Origin of the sequence: Nocardia sp. NPDC051787 (assembly GCF_040681325.1) — a bacterium.
Lineage (GTDB): Bacteria > Actinomycetota > Actinomycetes > Mycobacteriales > Mycobacteriaceae > Nocardia.
Genome location: NZ_JBFAYO010000016.1, coordinates 109,469 through 127,341, shown reverse-complemented (window position 1 = coordinate 127,341; position 17,873 = coordinate 109,469). Strand labels below are relative to the sequence as shown.

The window sequence follows — 17,873 nt, the reverse complement described above, 5'->3', positions numbered from 1 at the left end:
GGGTCATGCCGCGCCGACCCCGATTCCCGATGTGCGCAACCGGATTCCGATCGGGCAGGCGGTGGCGAACTCGCTCACCATGGCCTACCGCGGACTGCTGAAGATCAAGCACAAGCCCGAGCAGTTGTTCGACGTCACGATTCAGCCGATCCTGTTCACCGCCTTGTTCGCTTACATCTTCGGCGGTGCCATCGGCGGCAGCGTGCGGGATTACCTGCCGATCCTGATCCCCGGCATCCTGGTGCAGACCGTGGTGCTCACGTCGGTCGTCACCGGCACCCAGTTGCGCGAGGACATGGACAAGGGCGTTTTCGACCGGTTCAAATCCCTTCCGATCGCTCGCATGTCGGCCCTGGCCGGAGCGCTGATCGCCGACATGGTGCGCTACGTCATCGCGACCGTGCTGACCATCGTCGTTGGCCTGTGCATCGGCTATCGGCCGGAGGGGGGCGTGGCCGGCGTCGTCGCGGCGGGTCTGGTCATCGTGGCCTGCTCGTTCGCGATCAGCTGGATCTGGGCACTGGTCGGGGTCACCGGCAAGAGCGCGGCGGGTGTGCAGGGCATCTCGATGATGATCATGTTCCCGCTGACCTTCATGTCCGGCGCGTTCGCGCTGGTGAGCACCATGCCGGGCTGGATGCAGGGGCTCAACCACGCGAATCCCGTGTACTACATGGTGAACGCGTGCCGCGGGTTGATGAACGGCGGCGCGTACGGCAGCGATCTGGCCTGGTCGCTGATCGGCTCGCTGGTCGTGATCGCGATCTTCGCCCCGCTCACCGTCAAGGCGTACATGCGCCGGGCCTGAAGCGCACCGACATCGGCACGCCGGGTGAACGACCAGTCGCCCGGCGTGCCGTCGTTGGTCGAAGGTGGGTCTCGTCTTTCCTGTGCGGGAGGGAAGTGGTCGCGAGGGGTCGGGGCGTCGGTGAAAGACACCGCGCGCAACAGTCAGCGAGCGTCGTTCAGTTCCTGGATCATCCGCATGATCCGGTCGGCGGAGTCTTTGCGGCGCAGGCGGTCGACCCGGTCACGCTCCTTGCCGACCCGCTCGGCGCCCAGTGTCGTGACCGCGGCGTCCAGGTGCCGGTCCCAGCGCATGGTCGGAAAGTCTTGGCGGCAGAAGACATTCGGAGCCAGGACGAGCAGCTCGAGACCGCGCGAAACGTCATGGCCGACAGCGATGAGATACGAGCCGATCGCGCAGGCCACAGCGCCGATCTGCGGCAGGTCCTGATACTGCGTCATTATCGGCACCATGAGCTCGGCGAGTTCCGCAACCAGGGCCGCGCCGGTTTCGGCCGCACCGTAGAGAACCTTTGCGTCGAGCGCCGCCGCGGCGAGCATCAGTGCGCCGGGCCCCGGCCCGAGCGCGTGGTCCGGCCAGCCGAACAGGTCGAGTGCGCGCTGGTAGCGAGCGAAACCCTCGGCGATGCCGCCCGCCGCGAACGCCACCTCGGCCGAACTCTGCATGACCGTGGACAGCAACGGATTCCGCCCGCCGGTCGAGGTGTCCAGGTCTATCGTGCCGAACGCGAGCTCGAGTTCCCGTTCGGCCTGCGCCAGCTCACCGGTGCCGACCAGCGAAGCAACCAGCAGGCTGCGGGTCTCCACGGTGTCCTCGTACGCGCCGAGCCGCTGCAGCAGGTCGAGCGAACGGCGGTAGTAGGTCACCGATTCGGCGTACTGGGCGATCTGACCGCAGACCTGGCCGAGATGCCTGCACACCATGGCCACGCTCCAGACATTGTTGTGCCCGAAGATCTCCAGCGCCCTGATCGCGTCGACGGTCGAGCCGCGCACGTCGCCGAGGTTCTCCCGGATGTTGGCGCGCAGCAGCAGCGCGGCGGTCTTGGTCTCCGGATCACCCGAGCGCAGCGCGTCGGCGATCAGCCTGCCGAGTCCGCGCCCGTCCGCCCTGGTGAGCACGACGCGGCCGATGAAACTGTTGGGCTCGGTGAGATCGGCGCCCGCACGGAACAAACGACGCACTTTCAGGCGCAGCCGGGCGAGGTCGCGGGCGCCGCCGCCGATGTAGGTGAGATGCAAAAACATCATCTCGTAGGTGGTGAGCACCAGGTCTGCGCGCGGGGCGTCCGGACCGAAGGCGGGCGCATCCAACTCGATCACCCGCTCCGCCCAGGTGACCACCTCCATATGGGAGCCGCGGATCACCCACAGCGTGGCGACGACGGGGAAGACCGTGTACGCCGTCGCCGCGTCCCGCCGTTCGAGCGCGCAGCGCAGCGCCGCGAGCAGGTTGTCCAGCTCGGCCGCCCCGGCGAGCGCGAGCTGGAGCTGGTCGCCGGTCATATATCGGAGCGCCATGTCGTCGGCATAGTGCTTGGCCCACCGCATGATGCGGGTCTCGACCGTTTCCGCCTCGCCCGCGATGCCCGTCAATCGCTCTTCGCCGAATTCGCGCACTGTCTCCAGCATCCGGTAGCGGATGCCGAGCACTTCGTCATCCAGCACGGTCAGCAGCGACTGGCTGACCAGGCCGTCGACGGCCGCCGCGACATCGCCCAGGTCAGCATCGCCCGCCACCGCTTCGGCGGCCGACAGCGTGAAACCGGCCGGGAATCGGCACAATCGGCGCAGCGCCACCTGCTGTTCGGTGTCGAGCAGGTTCCAGCTCCAGTCGATCACCGCGTGCAGGGTGCGGTGCCGCTCGGGCGAGCTGCGGTCGCCGTGGCGCAGCAGCGCGAACCGGTCGGCGAGCCGTTCGTTGATCTCCTCGACGCTCATCGCCCGCACCCGGGCGGCGGCCAGTTCGATGGCCAGCGGCAGCCCGTCGAGGGTGCGGCAGAGTTGGGCGACGACGTTCGGGTCGAGCCGGACGGCGGGCCGCACCGCCTTGGCACGCGCGGCGAACAGCTCGGTCGCGGGCGAGCCCGCCGCGTCGATGGTCAAGGGCGGCAACGGATACACCGTCTCCGCGGTGATCGACAGCGGCGAGCGGCTCGTGGTGAGGACGGTCAGCCGGTTCGCGACACCGATCAGGTCGGCGACAACTACGGCGACGGCATCGATCAGGTGTTCACAGTTGTCCAGGATGAGCAGCATGGAGCGGGCCGATACCGCGTCGTGCAATCGTCTGCGCGCATCGATGGTCTGTCTGGAACGCAGTGCGGCCGTGTCGAAGGTGACATCGCTCAGTCCGAGCGTCGCGGCGATCGCCGCCTCGATCTCGGCCCTGGCGTCGCCGCCCTCCGCGCGCACGGAGGCCAGCTCCACCAGCACCACCGGACGCGAGCCGGCCACGCGTGCGCCGAGCTCATTGGCGACCCTGGTCTTTCCCGCACCACCCGGGCCGAGCACGGTCACCACGCGGCAATCGCGCAGTAGATCGGCGAGCACTGCGAGATCGGCCGCACGGCCGAGCAGCGCGTTGGGCGCGGCGCGCAGGCCGATGGTGGCGGGCGGCGGTTCCGCGCCGAGTCCAGGTGCTGGTCCCGCCGATGGGTCTGCGGCGATACCGGCCGGAGCCGTCCAAGCGGGTGCGCAACCGTCTTGGCCGCCGACCATCGCGGAAACACCGGTAGAGCCCCGCTGCGCCGCGGCACGACCCCCTGCGGGGGGCGCTTCCGCAGCGATATCGGCCACCGTCGAGGGCTGCGCGAACCCGCCCTGGGAGCCGCTGGCCGTCGCGGAAACACCGGTAGAGCCCGGCTGCGCCGGTGTTCGACCGGCTACGGGCGGTGGTTCCACAACGACACCGGCCACAGCCGTCGGGACCGACGCGAAGCCGTTCCGGGATTCGCCAGCCGTTCCAGACACACCGGTGCGACCCGGCTGTGCCGCGGCGCGGCTCACCGGCTCGCCCCGCAGGATCGCCGTGTGCAGCGCGGCCAGCGCCGGTCCCGGGTCCGTGCCGAGCTGCTCGACAAGCCGGGAACGGAACGCCGCGAAAGATTCCAACGCCTCGTTGGCCCGTCCCGCCTCGGCGAGCAGACGCATCAGGGTGTGCTGCGCGGTCTCGTCCAGTGGGTCGGCGGCGGCGCGGCGGCGGGCCAGACGGAGTGCGCCGTCGATGTCACCGCCGTCCTCGCGCGCGGTCAGCTCGAGGTCGTCGAGTTCGGCGAGAAGATGCCCGACCGTGACGCGCAGGGCGTCGGCGACGTCACCGGAGGGCAGATCAGCGCCGGGTTCGCCACGCCACAGCGCCCGCGCCTGCCCGATCGCCGCGAGGCACGCGGCTGGATCGCCCGCGGTGTGGCACCGGCGCGCCTCTCGCGCCCCTTCTCCGGCCAAGGTCACATCGACTTGGTCGGCGCGGAGCATCAGCCGGTAACCCGCAGGTCCGATCTCCAGCGCGCCTGCCGGAAGGGCGGCGCGCAGCCGAGAGACCTGGGTGTGCAGCGCGTTCATCGGCGACCGCGGCGGCTGTTCGCCCCAGACGTCATCGATCAGGGCCTGCGCACTGCGACTGCGCCCCGGCCGCAGGGCCAGCGCCGCGAGCAGGAGCCTGGAGCGCGTACCGGGCAGCGGTGTCAGCGCACCGTCACGACGCAGCGCCACCTCACCCAGCAAGGCCACCACGACCGATTGGCCTGCGGGCGTCGTCACTGCTCGACTGTGGCCGTGCGGGCCGTTGTGCTCCGGAAACATCCCGCGGTCATCGTAGGCGAGCACGGCCGAGGGAGCCGACACGATTCTTTTGCCGCGATTCCGAGTGGTCGGTCGCATAGGCTGACCTCGTGGCTGAGTTCGAGGTGGTCCGGTCGGCCGTGATCACGGCCGAACCCGCGCGAGTGCACGCGCTGATCAACGATTTTCACGAATGGGTCAAGTGGTCGCCCTGGGAGGATCTCGACCCGCAATTGCAGCGCAGTTATTCCGGCGCGGACTCCGGCGTCGGCGCACGCTACGCCTGGAGCGGCAACCGCAAGGCGGGGGCCGGCAGCATGGAGATCATCAGCAGCACCGAGCGCCAGATCGGGTTGCGCCTGGAATTCCTGAAGCCGATGAAGGCCACCAACCAGGTGACCTTCATCCTGGACCCGGTGGAGACCGGCACCGAGGTGACCTGGCGGATGACCGGGCAGCAGACCGGCGTGATGGGCTTCATCGGCAAGCTCATCCCGATGGACAAATTCGTCGGCCGTGACTTCGAGAAGGGACTCGCCGGGTTGCAACAGGCAGTGACGGCCGCAACGGCCTGATCGCCGCGCGCGCCAGGCAGTACCTCCGCCTTCGCTCCGGCCATGCGCGGGCTGAAGACGGACTACGTCCGACTGCGCCGATTATGCTGCGGACATGGCTACTGCAGCGCAATGGATCGAGGGCGCGCGACCGCGTACCCTGCCGAACGCGATCGCCCCCGTGCTCGCCGGGACCGGCGCCGCCGCGTCCATCGACGGGGCGGTGTGGTGGAAAGCGATTCTCGCGCTGCTGGTTTCGCTGGCGCTGATCGTCGGCGTCAACTACGCCAACGACTACTCCGACGGTATTCGCGGCACCGATGACGTCCGGGTCGGCCCGGTGCGCCTGGTCGGGCAGAAACTGGCCTCCCCCGCCGCGGTGAAGAACGCCGCGATCGCCAGCCTCGCCATCGGCGCGGTCTTCGGTTTGGTGCTCGTCGCCACCAGCGCGTGGTGGCTGCTGCTGATCGGCGCCGCCTGCCTGGCGGGAGCCTGGTACTACACCGGGGGCAGCAAGCCCTACGGGTACAGCGGATTCGGCGAGCTGGCGGTGTTCGTCTTCTTCGGCCTGATCGGCGTGCTGGGCACCCAATTCGTGCAGGCGAACCGAATCGACTGGGTGGGCGCGCTGCTCGCGATCTCGGTGGGCGCGTTCTCCAGCGCCGTGCTCGTCGCGAACAATCTGCGCGACATCCCGACCGACACCGAGTCCGGGAAGGTCACGCTCGCGGTGAAACTCGGCGACCCCCGCACCCGCACCCTGCATCTCGCGCTGCTCACGGTGCCGTTCGTCGCGACCCTGATCCTGCTCGCCCGCACGCCGTGGGCGCTGGCCGGGCTGGTCGCCATTCCTCTGGCCGTACGCGCCAACGCGCCGGTGCGCGGCGGCAAGGGCGGCCTGGAACTGATTCCAGCGCTGCGCGATTCCGGGCTCGCCCTGCTCGTCTGGTCGGCAATAACCGCACTCGCGGTCGGGCTCGGTTAGTCCTCGTCCGGAACGAGGATGCCGAGCACCCAGTTCACCAGCGAGACGATGATGCCGCCGAATACCGCCGCCCAGAAACCCTCGACGCGCAGGCCGTAGTCGGTGAACGCGTCGGTGATCTCGGCGGTCAGCCACAGCATGAGCGCGTTGATCAGGAGCAAGAACAGTCCGAGCGTCACGATCACCAGCGGCAGCGACAGCAGCTTGACAATCGGCTTGACCAGCGCGTTCACAACGGTGAACACCGCGGCGACGGCGAGCACGACGCCGATCTTCGCGGCGGTGCCCCCTTCCGGGGCAAGGATGTCGATCTTGTCGACCCAGAAGGCGGCCAGCCAGATGGCGACCGCGTTGATGACCAACCGAATCACAAGCTGCATGGGCCAATGCTAGGCCGGATGGGCGCGCATGCACCGACTTACAACGGGATCCACGGCGGCGCAGGTCCGCTGGCTCAGGCCGCACGGTCGAGCAGGGCGTGCACCTTGGGGCGCAAGTCGTGGATCGCGTCGCCACCACCGAACAGACGCACGGTGGTCTGGTTGGGCGCCCGCAGGATGCCGAGCAGCACGTGCCCGGATTCGATGGATTTGTCCTTGCGGCCGAGCGCCTCGCGCAGCGCGAGCTCGAGCACCTTCTTCGCGTCCCTGGTGAACGGGATATGCCCGTAGTTCCCGCCGCGGCCCCAGCCGAACGGTCCGCGCCGCGGTTCCGGCTCGGCGCGGTCGAGCGCGTCCTCGCCGAAATGGGCCTCCAGCGACTCGCGCACGGCGTCGAGATCGATGCCGATCGAGCGCAGCGCCGCGGCGTCCTCCGCGCCGAGCGGTTCGCCCTTGGCCTTCTCCGACAGCGCGCGGCGCACACCCTCATGGGTGAGTCCGGCCTCCGCGAGCAGCGCGGTCAGCTCGGGTTCGCCCTGCGAAAGCAGACCGAGCAGCACGTGCTCCACCTCGATATTCGACGCACGCAGCGCACGCGCGTCTTCCTGGGCGATGATGATCGCCGTTTTCGCCGACCTGCTGAACCGTTCGAACATCAGCGGCTCCTGCCTTTCCGGTTGTACTTCTGGTGGACCGCCTGCTTGCTGACCTCGAGCGCTTCGGCGATCGCTTGCCACGACCAGCCCTGGGCACGGGCATTGGCCACCTGGATCGCCTCGAGACGTTCGAGCAGCCTGCGCAGTGCGAGCACCGCGCGCAGCCCGACTTCGGGGTCGGGGCTGCCCGCGGCGGCCGCCAGCGTGGTTGCTTCCGTCATGCGTCAATTTTGATTGACGGCAGTAGTGGTGTCAATCAAAATTGACAACCGATGGCGCGAAGAAGCCCGATTTCCGCTATCGGCGAACCATGAGCTTTCTTCGGCGAACCCGGGGGCGCAATGGGCGACCGCGTGTCGTCAAGGGCACCGGGGTCACGGCCGAACCGCTCAGGCGTCCCAGATCCCCGTCGCGAAGAACTTGTCCAAGACCGCGGTCGGCTCGGCGAGACGCAACCCCTGCGACGCGACCCAGTCGTCGTCGAAATACGTTCCCGCGTAGCGATCGCCACCGTCACAGAGCAGCGTGACCACGCTGCCACTGCCTCCCTCGGCGATCATCTCGCCGATGAGAGCGAACACGCCCCACAGATTGGTTCCGGTCGATCCGCCGACACGGCGGCCCAGCCGAGCGCTCGCATAGCGTGCGGCCGCGATGGACGCCGCGTCGGGCACTTCGAACATCCGGTCCACGACCTGCCCGACGAACGACGGCTCCACCCTGGGACGGCCGATCCCCTCGATGCGCGAGGGCATTCCGGTCTGGTAGCCCGAATCGCCGGTCTCGTAGCCGCCGAAGAACGCGGAGTTCTCCGGATCGACCACCGCCAATTTGGTTGCGTGCCGGCGATAACGGATGTAGCGACCGATCGTGGCGCTGGTGCCGCCGGTGCCGGCGCCGACCACGATCCACTCCGGCACCGGATGGGTCTCCAAAGCCATCTGGTCGAAGATCGATTCGGCGATGTTGTTGTTGCCGCGCCAGTCGGTGGCGCGCTCGGCGTGGGTGAACTGGTCCATGTAGTGACCGCCGCATTCGGCGGCCAACCGCGCCGCCTCGGTGTACATGTCCGGCGGGCGCTGCACGAAATGACAGCGGCCACCCTGCGCTTCGATCAGCGCGACCTTCTGCGGTGAGGTGCTCGCCGGCATCACCGCGACGAAGTCGAGGCCGAGCAGTTTCGCGAAGTATGCCTCGCTGATCGCGGTCGAACCGGACGACGCCTCCACCACCGTGGTGCCCTCGGTGATCCAGCCGTTGCAGATCGCGTACAGGAACAGTGAGCGAGCCAGGCGGTGTTTGAGACTGCCGGTGATGTGGGTCGACTCGTCCTTGAGATACAGCTGCACGTCCCACGCCGCGGGCAGCGGGTAGCGCAGCAGGTGGGTGTCCGCGCTGCGCTGGGCGTCGGCGTCGATCAGCCGCACCGCGTTGTCGACCCAATCGCGCGGGGTGGTGTGGTCGCAGGACCTCACGAAGACGTTCCCGCGTCCGGAGGGTTCGGCGGCTCCTCGCCGCGTAGCCGCGCCCGCAGCTGGGCTTTGTCCCGGCGCCTGCGCTCGTCGACCAGGGCGATGTCCTCGTTGACCTTCACGCGCAGCCGCTTGAACAGGGTCAGCGACAGCGGCATCGCGATGATCAGGGCGAACAGCGCGGCGACCACCAGCGGGATGTCCACCGACACCAACTGGGCGGCCAGCACGATCACCGCGGTGAGCACTACCACGAGACCCAACCTCGCGACGGTATAAAGCGCCAGATTCCGGGCCAGCCGACGACCAACGCCAGCGGTTTGCTGTCCGGAAGCCTTTTCTGGTGGAGTTGCGTCACGCACATCCGTCAGCCTATGCGAAGCTGTTGCCCGCCCCCGGTGCACGCCCAATGCCGGAGGTGAGGCGCACATCCGTTTTGTCTATTACCTCCCCTTTACCAACTGTAGGTGGTTCGAGTACCTAGGGGTTTCAGTGCGACGATGGCGCCATCTGATGAGGGAACTGTCGAGAACGGAGAGGTTTGCTATGACTGCGATCACCGTCGGCGGCCAGGACACCCTGCTGACTCCGGGCCAGGTTGCTGCCCTGTTCCACGTCGACCCCAAGACCGTGACGCGCTGGGCTCACGCCGGGCGTCTCGGATCGCTGCGCACACCGGGCGGACATCGCCGGTTCCGCGAAACGGAAGTACTCCAGCTGCTCAAGTCGCTGACCACCGAGGCGACCGCACGCTGATCGCAGGGCGCGCGGGCCCGTCGTCGCAGGGCCCGCGCTCGCCCGCAGGCGGATTTCACGTCTGCGGTGTGCTGAAGTCACGTCCGCGACTACCCTCGTAATCAGGAGGTGAGCGACGTGACGTACCTGTTGGCACTCATCGCAGTGGTGGCAATCGCGGTGTTGTGCTGGAAGGCGTTCGGCCCCGAGCGGATCGGACCCACTATCCCGCAAACGCGTTCACCACAGCGCAAGCGCATCATCGGACCCGACGACGATCCGGAGTTCCTCTGGCGGCTCTCCCGCCAGCACCGCGACGGCGAGTCCGGTTCTGCCGAGCGCTGACGCGATTCGTCCGCGTTACACGCGCCCAGCGACATCCGGCGTGTGTTCCCCCATTGCTCCGCGCGCTGCGCCGAGCATTCCGCTGTGCCGTCGTCCTGGCGGGATAACTCCCTCGTCCCGCCAGGCAGCACGGACATCGGCCGTTCGGTCGGGGTGAGGCAGGCGCGCTGCGGTGCGCCTGCCCCACCCGATCCGAGCGTCGATCAGGGTTCGCCGTTGACGACCGCCAGCAAGGCGTCGGTGAAGGGCTGCCCACCCTGGATGGCTCCGCCCGCGATCGCGCCGACGACCAGGCCGATCGGGCCGGTGATGATGCTGAAGAAGCCCAGGCCGATCAGGGCTCCGAGCAGACCACCGAGCAGCGCGCCGACGACCACGCCCGCGACGTTCTTGTTCAGTTCGGCGATGAGGCGATTCATCGAGCTGATCGGCTGCATCTCGCCGATCTCCTTCGCGTCCGCCACCGGCGTGAGCGCGAGACGCCTTCCGTTGTCACTGATCTCGTGCGCGACCGCCAGCTTGCTTCCGGAAACCTGGAAGGACAGCGGCACCTCGGCGACCACGGCGCCGGTGTCCGAGGTCAGTTTGATCTTGGTACCGTCGTCGACCACCGCAAAGGTGCCGTGCTCGACAGCGGTCGTGATAGTGCCGGTTTCGCGGGAGACCGTGGTGCGGTAGTCGACGCCCTGCTCTACGCCGACTGTCGCCGTCTCCTTATCCGCTTCCACGGGTTGCGCGTTCGCGGCCCCCGCCGTGATGCCCACGGCGGCAACCGCGGTGAGCGTGATGGCGGCAATAGTGCCGAACTTCATTATGGAATTCCTTCTCGAGACCTCCGGCTCCCGAGGCCGGATGGCGTGTGACTGTACAGCGCCCGTAGCTTGTTGCCAGACTTGGCGATCGGCATACGTCTCGCGAAGGTTCGTTATGCGATTGTGATCAGTTCGGCTGACGAAGACGTCGCGCAGGTTAACTACGGGGCGAATCACCCCCCTGGGGACGAAAACTCGACGCGGACGCGCCGCGTAGTGTATGCATGGCAAGGTTCTTCAATCCGCAAATTCACAACTTCGGGTCGGCTCAGGCGTTGGGTTCGAAGGTTACAGCTGTGGAGGACGTGACGTGTCGCGCCAACGTATCCGTGCCGGTCTTACCTTGATTGCCTTCATGGCTGGGACCGCGCTGGCTGCGGGCCTCGTGGTCGCCGCGGCGGTGTCGATGTCGGATCCCGCGGAGGAACCGGCCAACGCCGCCCAGACCGGCAACGCGACAACCACATCGGCGCCACCACCGACCACCACCGAGGAGTTGCCGACCACCACCGAGGAACTGCCCACCACCTCGGCGATGCGCGGCGCGTCGAACAAGGGCGCCACGAGTTTGCAGGTGAACATCGGCGACTGCGTGCACCTCGGCGGCTCCGGAATCGACAAGGCCGCCTGTGGCAGCCCGAACTCGACCTACAAGGTCTTCGAGAAGGCTCCGGCAAACAGCCAGTGTCCCACCGACGCCGACCACACCTACAACGAAACCCTCCAGGGGGCAGCGCAAGCCGCGCTGTGCCTGGACATCGACTGGGTGGTCGGCGGCTGTATGGACGTGGTCCCGGGTAGCCCGAAACGCCTGGACTGCGCGACCCCCACCCCAACCGGCGTGCGGGTGATGGACATCAAACAGAACACCGTCGACGTCAACGCCTGCGGCTCGACCGACAGCGGAATCGTCTACCGGCAGCGTCATTACGTCGTCTGCGTCAACCGCCTCTGATCGCTGCCGGCGGCAGCGCACCCCGTCGCCTCGGCGGGAAGCGGCGACGCGACCCGGCCAGGGACGCGTACAACTCGCCGAAGGTGGTCTGGTCCTGGCGAAGCTACTGAGTCGAATGACGCAGCAGCCTCGAAACCGATTCGAGGGAGGGGCCAGGGCTAAGAGGCCGCGCAAATAGGTGTTATTCGAGATCAGGGTCTCGGTCGGCCGACGCCGATAAACTGGCGGCATATCCGACCGGGAGGAGTCGGAATGCGAATCGCATGAGGTGGGAAGACTGTTGACCGAACAGACGACTGAAGAGAAGCTTTCCGTATCAGGTGAGGAAGGGAGCGGGGCGGATCGGGCGCTGCGCCGGCAGCGGATGGTGTGGATACTCGCCGTCCTCGCGCTCTTCGCGGCAGGAATCGCGGCAATGACCGCAGGTGGTCTGGCAGGTCGCTTCTATCGGTTCGGCGCCATCCCCACTTGGGCTTACATTTGGGCCATGCCGGCGTGCTGGACGGCCGGTACGGTGCTCTACATGGCCTTCGCCCCGCGGCTGTGTCGGTACCGTAAGTGGGTGTGGGTCACATGTGCTGCCGTCCTGGCGCTGGTGACGGCGCCCCTTTGGGGGGTGGCGTGGCTCGCGGCAAGCTGGGCCGACGATAGCAGCAATGTCGTGGCCATCGAAGTGAGTCCCGACGGGCGCTACGAAGCCGTCACGGAGGAGTTCTACGACCTGATCGATCCCTCCTGCCGCGTCTGGCTTCGGGAGCGCGGCGGGGTGTTCAGCAGACAGGCTCTCGTGTGGGAGCGAATCGAAGCCAATTGCCCGACGCACGTGTCCTTCACGGGCGACACCGCGATCAGCATCACCGAGGGGGGCGCCCAGAGGCCCATAACCACGACGTTCGACGCCGACCGGATGCGCGTGGCACAAATCTTGCCGACCCCGAAACCCTCCCGCTGATCGGCCGGACACGAGGTTCAGGGGCGCGCAGACTTAGGTTCACGCGGTCGGTTTCGGAGGGGTGTGGCCCGACTGGTCCACGCGTACCGCCGTCGAGGTCGTTCTGCGGGAGCGCCTGAATCCCGCTGCGTACCGAGCGCGACCAGCGCGACGGCACCGAGACTCATGATCAGCATTGCGCCTATCGGCGCAAATCAGGCCCCATTTTCTACCGCCTAGTTGAGCCCGGCGTACGAGTGCAACCCGCTGATCACCATGTTGATGATGAACAAGTTGAACAGCATGGCGACGAAGGCGGCGATGTTGATCCAGGCGGCCTTGGTGTCGCGCCAGCCAGAGGTGGCGCGGGCGTGCAGGTAGGCGGCGTACAGGACCCAGGCGATGAAGGAGCAGGTTTCCTTGGGGTCCCAGCCCCAGAAGCGGCCCCACGCGGCTTCGGCCCAGATGGCGCCCAGGATGACGCCCGCGCCGAACAGCGGGAAGCCGATGATGGTGGTCTTGTAGGCGAGCCGGTCCAGGGTGCGGGCGTCGGGCAGGCGGCGGGCGATGGCGCCGAGGATGTTGTTCGACTCCTGGCCGTCGGGCTGGCGCAGGCGGTACAGGAACAGCATGCTGGCCACACCAGCGAACAGGAACACACCGCTGCCGATAGCGACGATGGTGACGTGCAACGGCAGCCAGAACGACCGCAGCGCGGGCACTACCGGCGCAGCGTCGGCGTAGAGCACGGTGCCCGCGAGGAACAGCAGGAGCAGCACCGGCACCAGCACGAACGCCCAGATCCCCCGGTAACGCCGGTCGCGCAGGAACAGCACCCCGACGAGCACGGCGGCGGCCGTCGCCATGGTGACGAACTCGTACATGTTGCCCAGCGGGAAGCGATGAGTGGAGAAGCCGCGCAACACGATCGAGGCCACATGCAACGCAATCGCGACCATCAGCACCGAGAACGCCATGTTGCCGAGCCGCTCCGACAGCGGTGTACGTGCGGGCTCGACGACTCGGCCCGGCCCCTGCGGCGTCGATCCGCCGCCCACCGTCACCAATTCGCGTTCGGCGACCCTGCGGCTGCGCGCCGTCGCGTACTGCCAGATCAGCAGCACCAGCACCAGCGCGTACACCACGATCGCCGTCTTGAACGCGAAATCGCTGTATCTGGCGATGGTCTCGTCGATCGGCATGGTCACTCTCCCGTGGTCTCGGCGCGCCGCGCCGGGGTGGTCTCGGCGTCCGGCTGCTCGTCGAGCAGGCGCTCGCGCAGCCGGCCGAACTCGTCGCCCCAGCCTGCCTGATCGGTCCTGGCGAGCCCGCCCATCTCTACTACAGTGCGTCGTTTGTCAACGGTACCGGCTCCGTCGTCGGCCGGGTACACCCGCACCCAGATCCGCCTGCGCTTGACCAGCAGCGAGACCAGCAGTCCCGCCATCATCAGCAGCGCGCTCACCAGCACCCACTGCTGGGCGGGATCGTGCGAGACCTGCAAATTCACGAACTCCTGCGCGCCGTCAAAGGTGACCTTGGTGCCGTTCGGCAGCGTGGTCGACTCGCCGGGGCGCAGATTGACCCTGGCCTCCTTGGTCAACCTGCCCTGCTTGACCTGCTCGGGGTCCAGCGCGAACAGCGACTGTGGCTTGCCGGTGTCCAGCCCGGTATCGCCGCGATAGATGTCGACCGCGACGGCCGGGTCGTTCATCGCGGGAAACGCCGAGGTCAACAGCGATCCGTGGAACATGGCGGTGGGCGCGAACAGGCCCTCGATCGCGATCTGGTTCTTGCGGCGTTCCTCGTCGGTGGCGTACATGCCGCCGGGCGGATCGATCCGCAGCACCCCGCTGGACAGGAACGTCGACGCGTCGTCCGGGCGCCATTGGATGGACTCGGTGCGCGTCTGCCCGTTGGGGAAGGTGACCGTGAAGGTCGGCGCGTAGCCGTGGCCCTGCAGGTAGAGCCGGTCACCGGCGACACGCAGCGGGTGGTTCACCCGCACCTGGGTGTCCCGCCAGGTGTCCGTCCGAAGGTCCCCGCCCGCCTGGTAGGCCAGATCGGCGGTGAACATCTCGGCCTGCCCGCTGGTCAGGTAGTCGGCCCGGAAGTTCTTCACCCGCACGCAGATCGGGGTCATGCCGGTGCCGTCGTTGACGTTGCCCGCCTTGAACGAGTCGAACACCGCCGGAGAGGTGGTGCAGAAACCGGGCCCATTGTTCGCCAGGACGATGACGCTGCCCTCGTAGCCGAACAGCTTGCCCACCGCGATGGCGACCAACAGCCCGACCAGCGCGAGATGGAACACCAGATTGCCGAGCTCGCGCGTGTAGCCCTTCTCCGCCGAGAGAGCCAGTTCGCCGTCGCGGTTGCCTGGCCGGATCTCGGTGCGCCAGCCCCGCAGCTGGGACCGCGCGTGGTCGATCACCGCACTGGGCGACTGCGCGACGCGGCCCGAGTAGTGGTGCGGCAGCCTGGTCAGGTTGCGTGGCGCCCGCACCGGCGGCGTGCGCAGGGCGCGGTAGTGATCGAGCGTGCGCGGCAGGATGCAACCGACCAGCGAGATGAACAGCAGTACGTAGATCGCGGTGAACCAGAAGCTGGAGAACACGTCGAACAGCTCGAAGCGGTCCATCCACGGACCGAGCGTGGGCCGGTCGGCGATGTACTGGGCGACCTTCTGCTCGTTCAGGTTGCGCTGCGGCAGCAGCGCGCCGGGAATCGCGGCCAGCGCGAGCAGGAACAGCAGCACCAGGGCGGTGCGCATGCTGGTGAGTCCGCGCCAGGTGTTGCGCACAAAGGCCCAGGCCCGTCCGGCCAGGGATTGGCGCGGCGGCCGCGCCGAGTTCTCGGTCGACGGCGGGTGGGTCACGGTCATATCGGCAAGGTCACCTCGGAGACGAACGCGTCGCGAACCCAGGCGACGAACTGGTCCCACGCTCCGGTGACCAGCGCGGCGCCGACCGCGACGAGCAACATGCCCCCGATGATCTGGATGGTGCGGGAGTTACGGCGCAGCCAGCCGACCCCCCGCAGTGCGCTCGCCGACCCGAAAGCGAGCACGACGAACGGCAAGCCAAGGCCGAGGCAGTAGGCGACGATCAGCGCGACGCCGCGCACGGCCGTGGTCCCGTCGGTGCCCGCGGCCACTGCCATGACGCCGGACAGCGTCGGGCCCAGACACGGCGTCCACCCGAGCGCGAAGACTCCACCGAGCAGCGGCGCGCCCATGATGCTGCTGAGCCTGCGCGGCTCCATCCTGGTGTCGCGCTGCAACGCGGGCACCAGGCCGATGAACACCAGGCCCATCAGGATCGTCACCACGCCGCCGATTCGTTGCAGCAGTTCCCGGTTCACGTTGAGCGTCTGAATGACCCCGAACACCGTGGCGGTCGCGAGCACGAAGACCACGGTGAACCCGGTGACGAACAGCCCGGCCGCACCGGCGACCCGCATCCGGCCCGAGCGAAGCGGTTGCGCGACGGCGGTCGACCCGGATCGGACCACGTGGGACCCGGTGGCCTCCGCGACGGTGGCGGGCGGCGCCTCCGCCCCGACCAGTCCGGCCAGATACGACAGGTACCCGGGGACCAGCGGCACCACGCAGGGCGAGGCGAACGACACCAGACCCGCGAGCAGGCACGCGCCGAGCGCCAGCAGCAGCGGACCGGAGGCCGCCGTCTGCTGGAACGATTCACCGACTCCGGCGAGCACCATCAGATGGCCTCCCCGGATCGCGGCGCGGGACGCTCAGGTCTCACACCGATTCCTCCCGCGTGTCCTCTGGCGCTCGTCCCGCGCCGCGGCGCAACGACACCTTCCGCTCGGTGGCGGCGGGCTCTTCGGCCACCTCGAGCACGGCGAAGTCCAGCAACGAGTCGGCGGCGACGCTGCGCGGCACGGTGGCGATACCCGCCCACCGGTCGTCGACGGCCCATCCGCCGCCGATGCGTCGGGCGCCCTGTCGTGGCCGGCAGGCACGCAGGTGACGGGTACGACGGTCGCGATTCACTGTGATTCCTCCGCGGCGAGACGTTCGACCACCGGCTGCAGATCCTCGGCGAGCAGGGACCGCAGGAAGACTGCGGCGACCCGGTGTTGCCGGTCGAGGACGAGGGTGGTGGGGATGACACTGGTAGGGAAATTCCCGCCGAGCGCCAGCAGAGTGCGCATCGACGGGTCGTAGATGGACGGATAGCCGACCTTGTTGTCGACCACGAAATCCTGGGCCTTGTCCTGCTGTGGATCGCGGACGTTGATGCCGAGGAACGCGACGCCCTTGTCCTTGGTCGCCTCGTAGACCTTCTCCAGGGCGGGCGCCTCGGCACGGCACGGACCGCACCACTGGCCCCACAGGTTGAGCACGACGACCTTGCCCGGGTAGTCCTCGACCGACGTGGTCTTGCCCGCCGTCATCAGGTCCGGGCCGGCCAGCTCGCCGATGGTGCCGCGCGCGGTGGGCGGGTCGTAGAGGATATCGGTCTTGCCGCCGGGCGAGACGAATTCGAAGGTGCCGCCCGATGCCACCGCGTCCGAACCGGTCGAACACCCCGCGAGCGCGGCGACCAGCGCCAGGCACGCGAGCAGAACCGGCAGCACCCGCCCGGTGCGCGTGGCGGGCGGGGTAACGGACGCGGTGCAGCGAGTCATGCGCCGTGTACCGAGGGGTCCGAGCCGCCCGCGGGCTCGGAGTAGACGATGTCGACGAGCGTGTCGCCGTGATAGACCAGCGAGGTCAGCGACGCGAGCGAGCACTGCCGGTGCCGCGGGTCGTGCCAGAGCCGCTGTCCCTGCAGGAACCGGCGCAGCGTCCACACGGGCAGCTGGTGGGAGACCAGCACCGCCTCGCGTCCGGCGGCTTCCACCCGCGCCTTGTTCACCGCGGCCAGCATGCGGTGCGCGATCTGCAAGTAGGGTTCGCCCCAGGACGGGGTGAACGGATCGCGCAGCTTCCACCAGTGCCGCGGTTTGCGCAGCGCGCCGTCGCCGACCGAGACGCGCAGACCCTCGAAGGTGTTGCCCGCCTCGATGAGGTTCTCGTCGGTCCGGACGATCAGGTCGTGCTGCCCGGCGATCGCCTCGGCGGTCTCCTGCGCCCGCTGCAGCGGCGAGGCGATCACCAGTGCGATGTCGTGATCGGCCAGCGTCCGAGCGACCGCGCCGGCCTGCGCGCGGCCCGCCACCGAGAGACTGAATCCGGGCAGGCGTCCGTAGAGGATGCCGTTCGGATTGTGCACCTCACCGTGCCGCAGCACGTGCACGATCGTCTCGATGGGCGCGGTGCCACCGTCGTGCACCCGCTCGGCGGCCGGGGCCGGGCCGTCGGCGGGCTCGGCCGAAACCTCGTTCCCGGCGGAAGCGGTCTTTCCCTCTTTACGCGCGGCGGTGACCTGCGCGGTCGGCGCCGCGGCCGCCGCGAAATGGGCGCCGGCGTCGACCACGCTGGATTCCACGG

Annotated in this window: 20 protein-coding genes; 7 read left to right on the top strand and 13 right to left on the bottom strand. The window is 68.3% G+C overall.

The annotated features are described in order from the left end of the window. Positions 1-22: 22 nt before the first annotated feature. Positions 23-808, top strand: coding sequence for an ABC transporter permease (locus AB0M45_RS18930; RefSeq protein WP_364330458.1), 786 nt, complete (start codon positions 23-25; stop codon positions 806-808). Positions 809-951: 143 nt separating this feature from the next. Here AB0M45_RS18930 and AB0M45_RS18925 read toward each other — a convergent pair whose 3' ends face one another. Further along, positions 952-4,569: a BTAD domain-containing putative transcriptional regulator gene (locus AB0M45_RS18925; RefSeq protein WP_364330303.1), complete on the bottom strand. Its 3,618-nt coding sequence runs from the start codon at positions 4,567-4,569 to the stop codon at positions 952-954. A gap of 131 nt (positions 4,570-4,700) precedes the next feature. Here AB0M45_RS18925 and AB0M45_RS18920 point away from each other — a divergent pair, with 131 nt between their 5' ends. Beyond that, positions 4,701-5,165 (top strand): SRPBCC family protein, encoded by a 465-nt coding sequence (locus AB0M45_RS18920; protein ID WP_364330300.1) that lies wholly within the window; start codon positions 4,701-4,703, stop codon positions 5,163-5,165. Positions 5,166-5,259: 94 nt separating this feature from the next. Then, on the top strand, positions 5,260-6,129 hold the full coding sequence (locus tag AB0M45_RS18915) for a 1,4-dihydroxy-2-naphthoate polyprenyltransferase (protein WP_364330297.1): 870 nt from the start codon (positions 5,260-5,262) through the stop codon (positions 6,127-6,129). Here AB0M45_RS18915 and AB0M45_RS18910 read toward each other — a convergent pair. The 5 genes from AB0M45_RS18910 to AB0M45_RS18890 all read right to left on the bottom strand — a co-directional run bounded on the left by AB0M45_RS18910 (position 6,126) and on the right by AB0M45_RS18890 (position 8,999). Beyond that, positions 6,126-6,509 (bottom strand): phage holin family protein, encoded by a 384-nt coding sequence (locus AB0M45_RS18910; RefSeq protein ID WP_364330294.1) that lies wholly within the window; start codon positions 6,507-6,509, stop codon positions 6,126-6,128. The genes AB0M45_RS18915 and AB0M45_RS18910 overlap by 4 nt on opposite strands. A gap of 74 nt (positions 6,510-6,583) precedes the next feature. Next, on the bottom strand, positions 6,584-7,165 hold the full coding sequence (locus AB0M45_RS18905) for a Clp protease N-terminal domain-containing protein (RefSeq protein ID WP_364330291.1): 582 nt from the start codon (positions 7,163-7,165) through the stop codon (positions 6,584-6,586). Further along, complete coding sequence (locus AB0M45_RS18900; protein ID WP_364330288.1) at positions 7,165-7,386, bottom strand: helix-turn-helix domain-containing protein; 222 nt, start codon at positions 7,384-7,386, stop codon at positions 7,165-7,167. Before AB0M45_RS18900 ends, AB0M45_RS18905 begins: the two co-directional genes overlap by 1 nt. 168 nt (positions 7,387-7,554) lie before the next feature. Further along, positions 7,555-8,640 (bottom strand): PLP-dependent cysteine synthase family protein, encoded by a 1,086-nt coding sequence (locus AB0M45_RS18895; protein WP_364330285.1) that lies wholly within the window; start codon positions 8,638-8,640, stop codon positions 7,555-7,557. Then, positions 8,637-8,999 (bottom strand): DUF4229 domain-containing protein, encoded by a 363-nt coding sequence (locus AB0M45_RS18890; protein ID WP_364330282.1) that lies wholly within the window; start codon positions 8,997-8,999, stop codon positions 8,637-8,639. The genes AB0M45_RS18895 and AB0M45_RS18890 overlap by 4 nt, the downstream gene beginning before the upstream one ends. A gap of 184 nt (positions 9,000-9,183) precedes the next feature. Here AB0M45_RS18890 and AB0M45_RS18885 point away from each other — a divergent pair, with 184 nt between their 5' ends. After that, a complete protein-coding gene (locus AB0M45_RS18885; protein WP_195129343.1) occupies positions 9,184-9,393 on the top strand; it encodes a BldC family transcriptional regulator in 210 nt (69 codons plus the stop codon). 117 nt (positions 9,394-9,510) lie between these two features. Beyond that, positions 9,511-9,717, top strand: a complete 207-nt coding sequence (locus AB0M45_RS18880) for a hypothetical protein (protein ID WP_364330278.1) — start codon at positions 9,511-9,513, stop codon at positions 9,715-9,717. A 203-nt stretch (positions 9,718-9,920) separates the two neighbouring features. Here the strand turns inward: AB0M45_RS18880 and AB0M45_RS18875 are convergent, their stop codons facing one another. Beyond that, positions 9,921-10,529: a hypothetical protein gene (locus AB0M45_RS18875; RefSeq protein ID WP_364330275.1), complete on the bottom strand. Its 609-nt coding sequence runs from the start codon at positions 10,527-10,529 to the stop codon at positions 9,921-9,923. A 355-nt stretch (positions 10,530-10,884) separates the two neighbouring features. Here AB0M45_RS18875 and AB0M45_RS18870 point away from each other — a divergent pair, with 355 nt between their 5' ends. After that, positions 10,885-11,484, top strand: a complete 600-nt coding sequence (locus tag AB0M45_RS18870) for a hypothetical protein (RefSeq protein ID WP_364330272.1) — start codon at positions 10,885-10,887, stop codon at positions 11,482-11,484. Between the two features lie 280 nt (positions 11,485-11,764). Then, on the top strand, positions 11,765-12,436 hold the full coding sequence (locus tag AB0M45_RS18865; protein ID WP_364330269.1) for a hypothetical protein: 672 nt from the start codon (positions 11,765-11,767) through the stop codon (positions 12,434-12,436). 215 nt (positions 12,437-12,651) lie between these two features. On the opposite strand, the gene ccsB is transcribed toward AB0M45_RS18865, so the two are convergent. The 6 genes from ccsB to AB0M45_RS18835 are packed head-to-tail and all read right to left on the bottom strand — an operon-like array spanning position 12,652 to position 17,715. Continuing rightward, positions 12,652-13,617, bottom strand: a complete 966-nt coding sequence (gene ccsB / locus AB0M45_RS18860) for a c-type cytochrome biogenesis protein CcsB (RefSeq protein ID WP_364330456.1) — start codon at positions 13,615-13,617, stop codon at positions 12,652-12,654. Between the two features lie 2 nt (positions 13,618-13,619). Continuing rightward, a complete protein-coding gene (locus AB0M45_RS18855; RefSeq protein ID WP_364330266.1) occupies positions 13,620-15,296 on the bottom strand; it encodes a cytochrome c biogenesis protein ResB in 1,677 nt (558 codons plus the stop codon). Then, positions 15,293-16,135 (bottom strand): cytochrome c biogenesis CcdA family protein, encoded by an 843-nt coding sequence (locus AB0M45_RS18850; protein WP_364330263.1) that lies wholly within the window; start codon positions 16,133-16,135, stop codon positions 15,293-15,295. The genes AB0M45_RS18855 and AB0M45_RS18850 overlap by 4 nt, the downstream gene beginning before the upstream one ends. A gap of 40 nt (positions 16,136-16,175) precedes the next feature. Beyond that, positions 16,176-16,430 carry a hypothetical protein gene (locus AB0M45_RS18845; RefSeq protein WP_364330260.1) on the bottom strand — a complete coding sequence of 85 codons (255 nt, stop codon included), beginning with the start codon at positions 16,428-16,430 and terminating at the stop codon, positions 16,176-16,178. Then, positions 16,427-17,068 carry a TlpA disulfide reductase family protein gene (locus tag AB0M45_RS18840; protein ID WP_364330257.1) on the bottom strand — a complete coding sequence of 214 codons (642 nt, stop codon included), beginning with the start codon at positions 17,066-17,068 and terminating at the stop codon, positions 16,427-16,429. The genes AB0M45_RS18845 and AB0M45_RS18840 overlap by 4 nt, the downstream gene beginning before the upstream one ends. Beyond that, positions 17,065-17,715: a histidine phosphatase family protein gene (locus tag AB0M45_RS18835; RefSeq protein ID WP_364330454.1), complete on the bottom strand. Its 651-nt coding sequence runs from the start codon at positions 17,713-17,715 to the stop codon at positions 17,065-17,067. The genes AB0M45_RS18840 and AB0M45_RS18835 overlap by 4 nt, the downstream gene beginning before the upstream one ends. Positions 17,716-17,873: the final 158 nt, after the last annotated feature.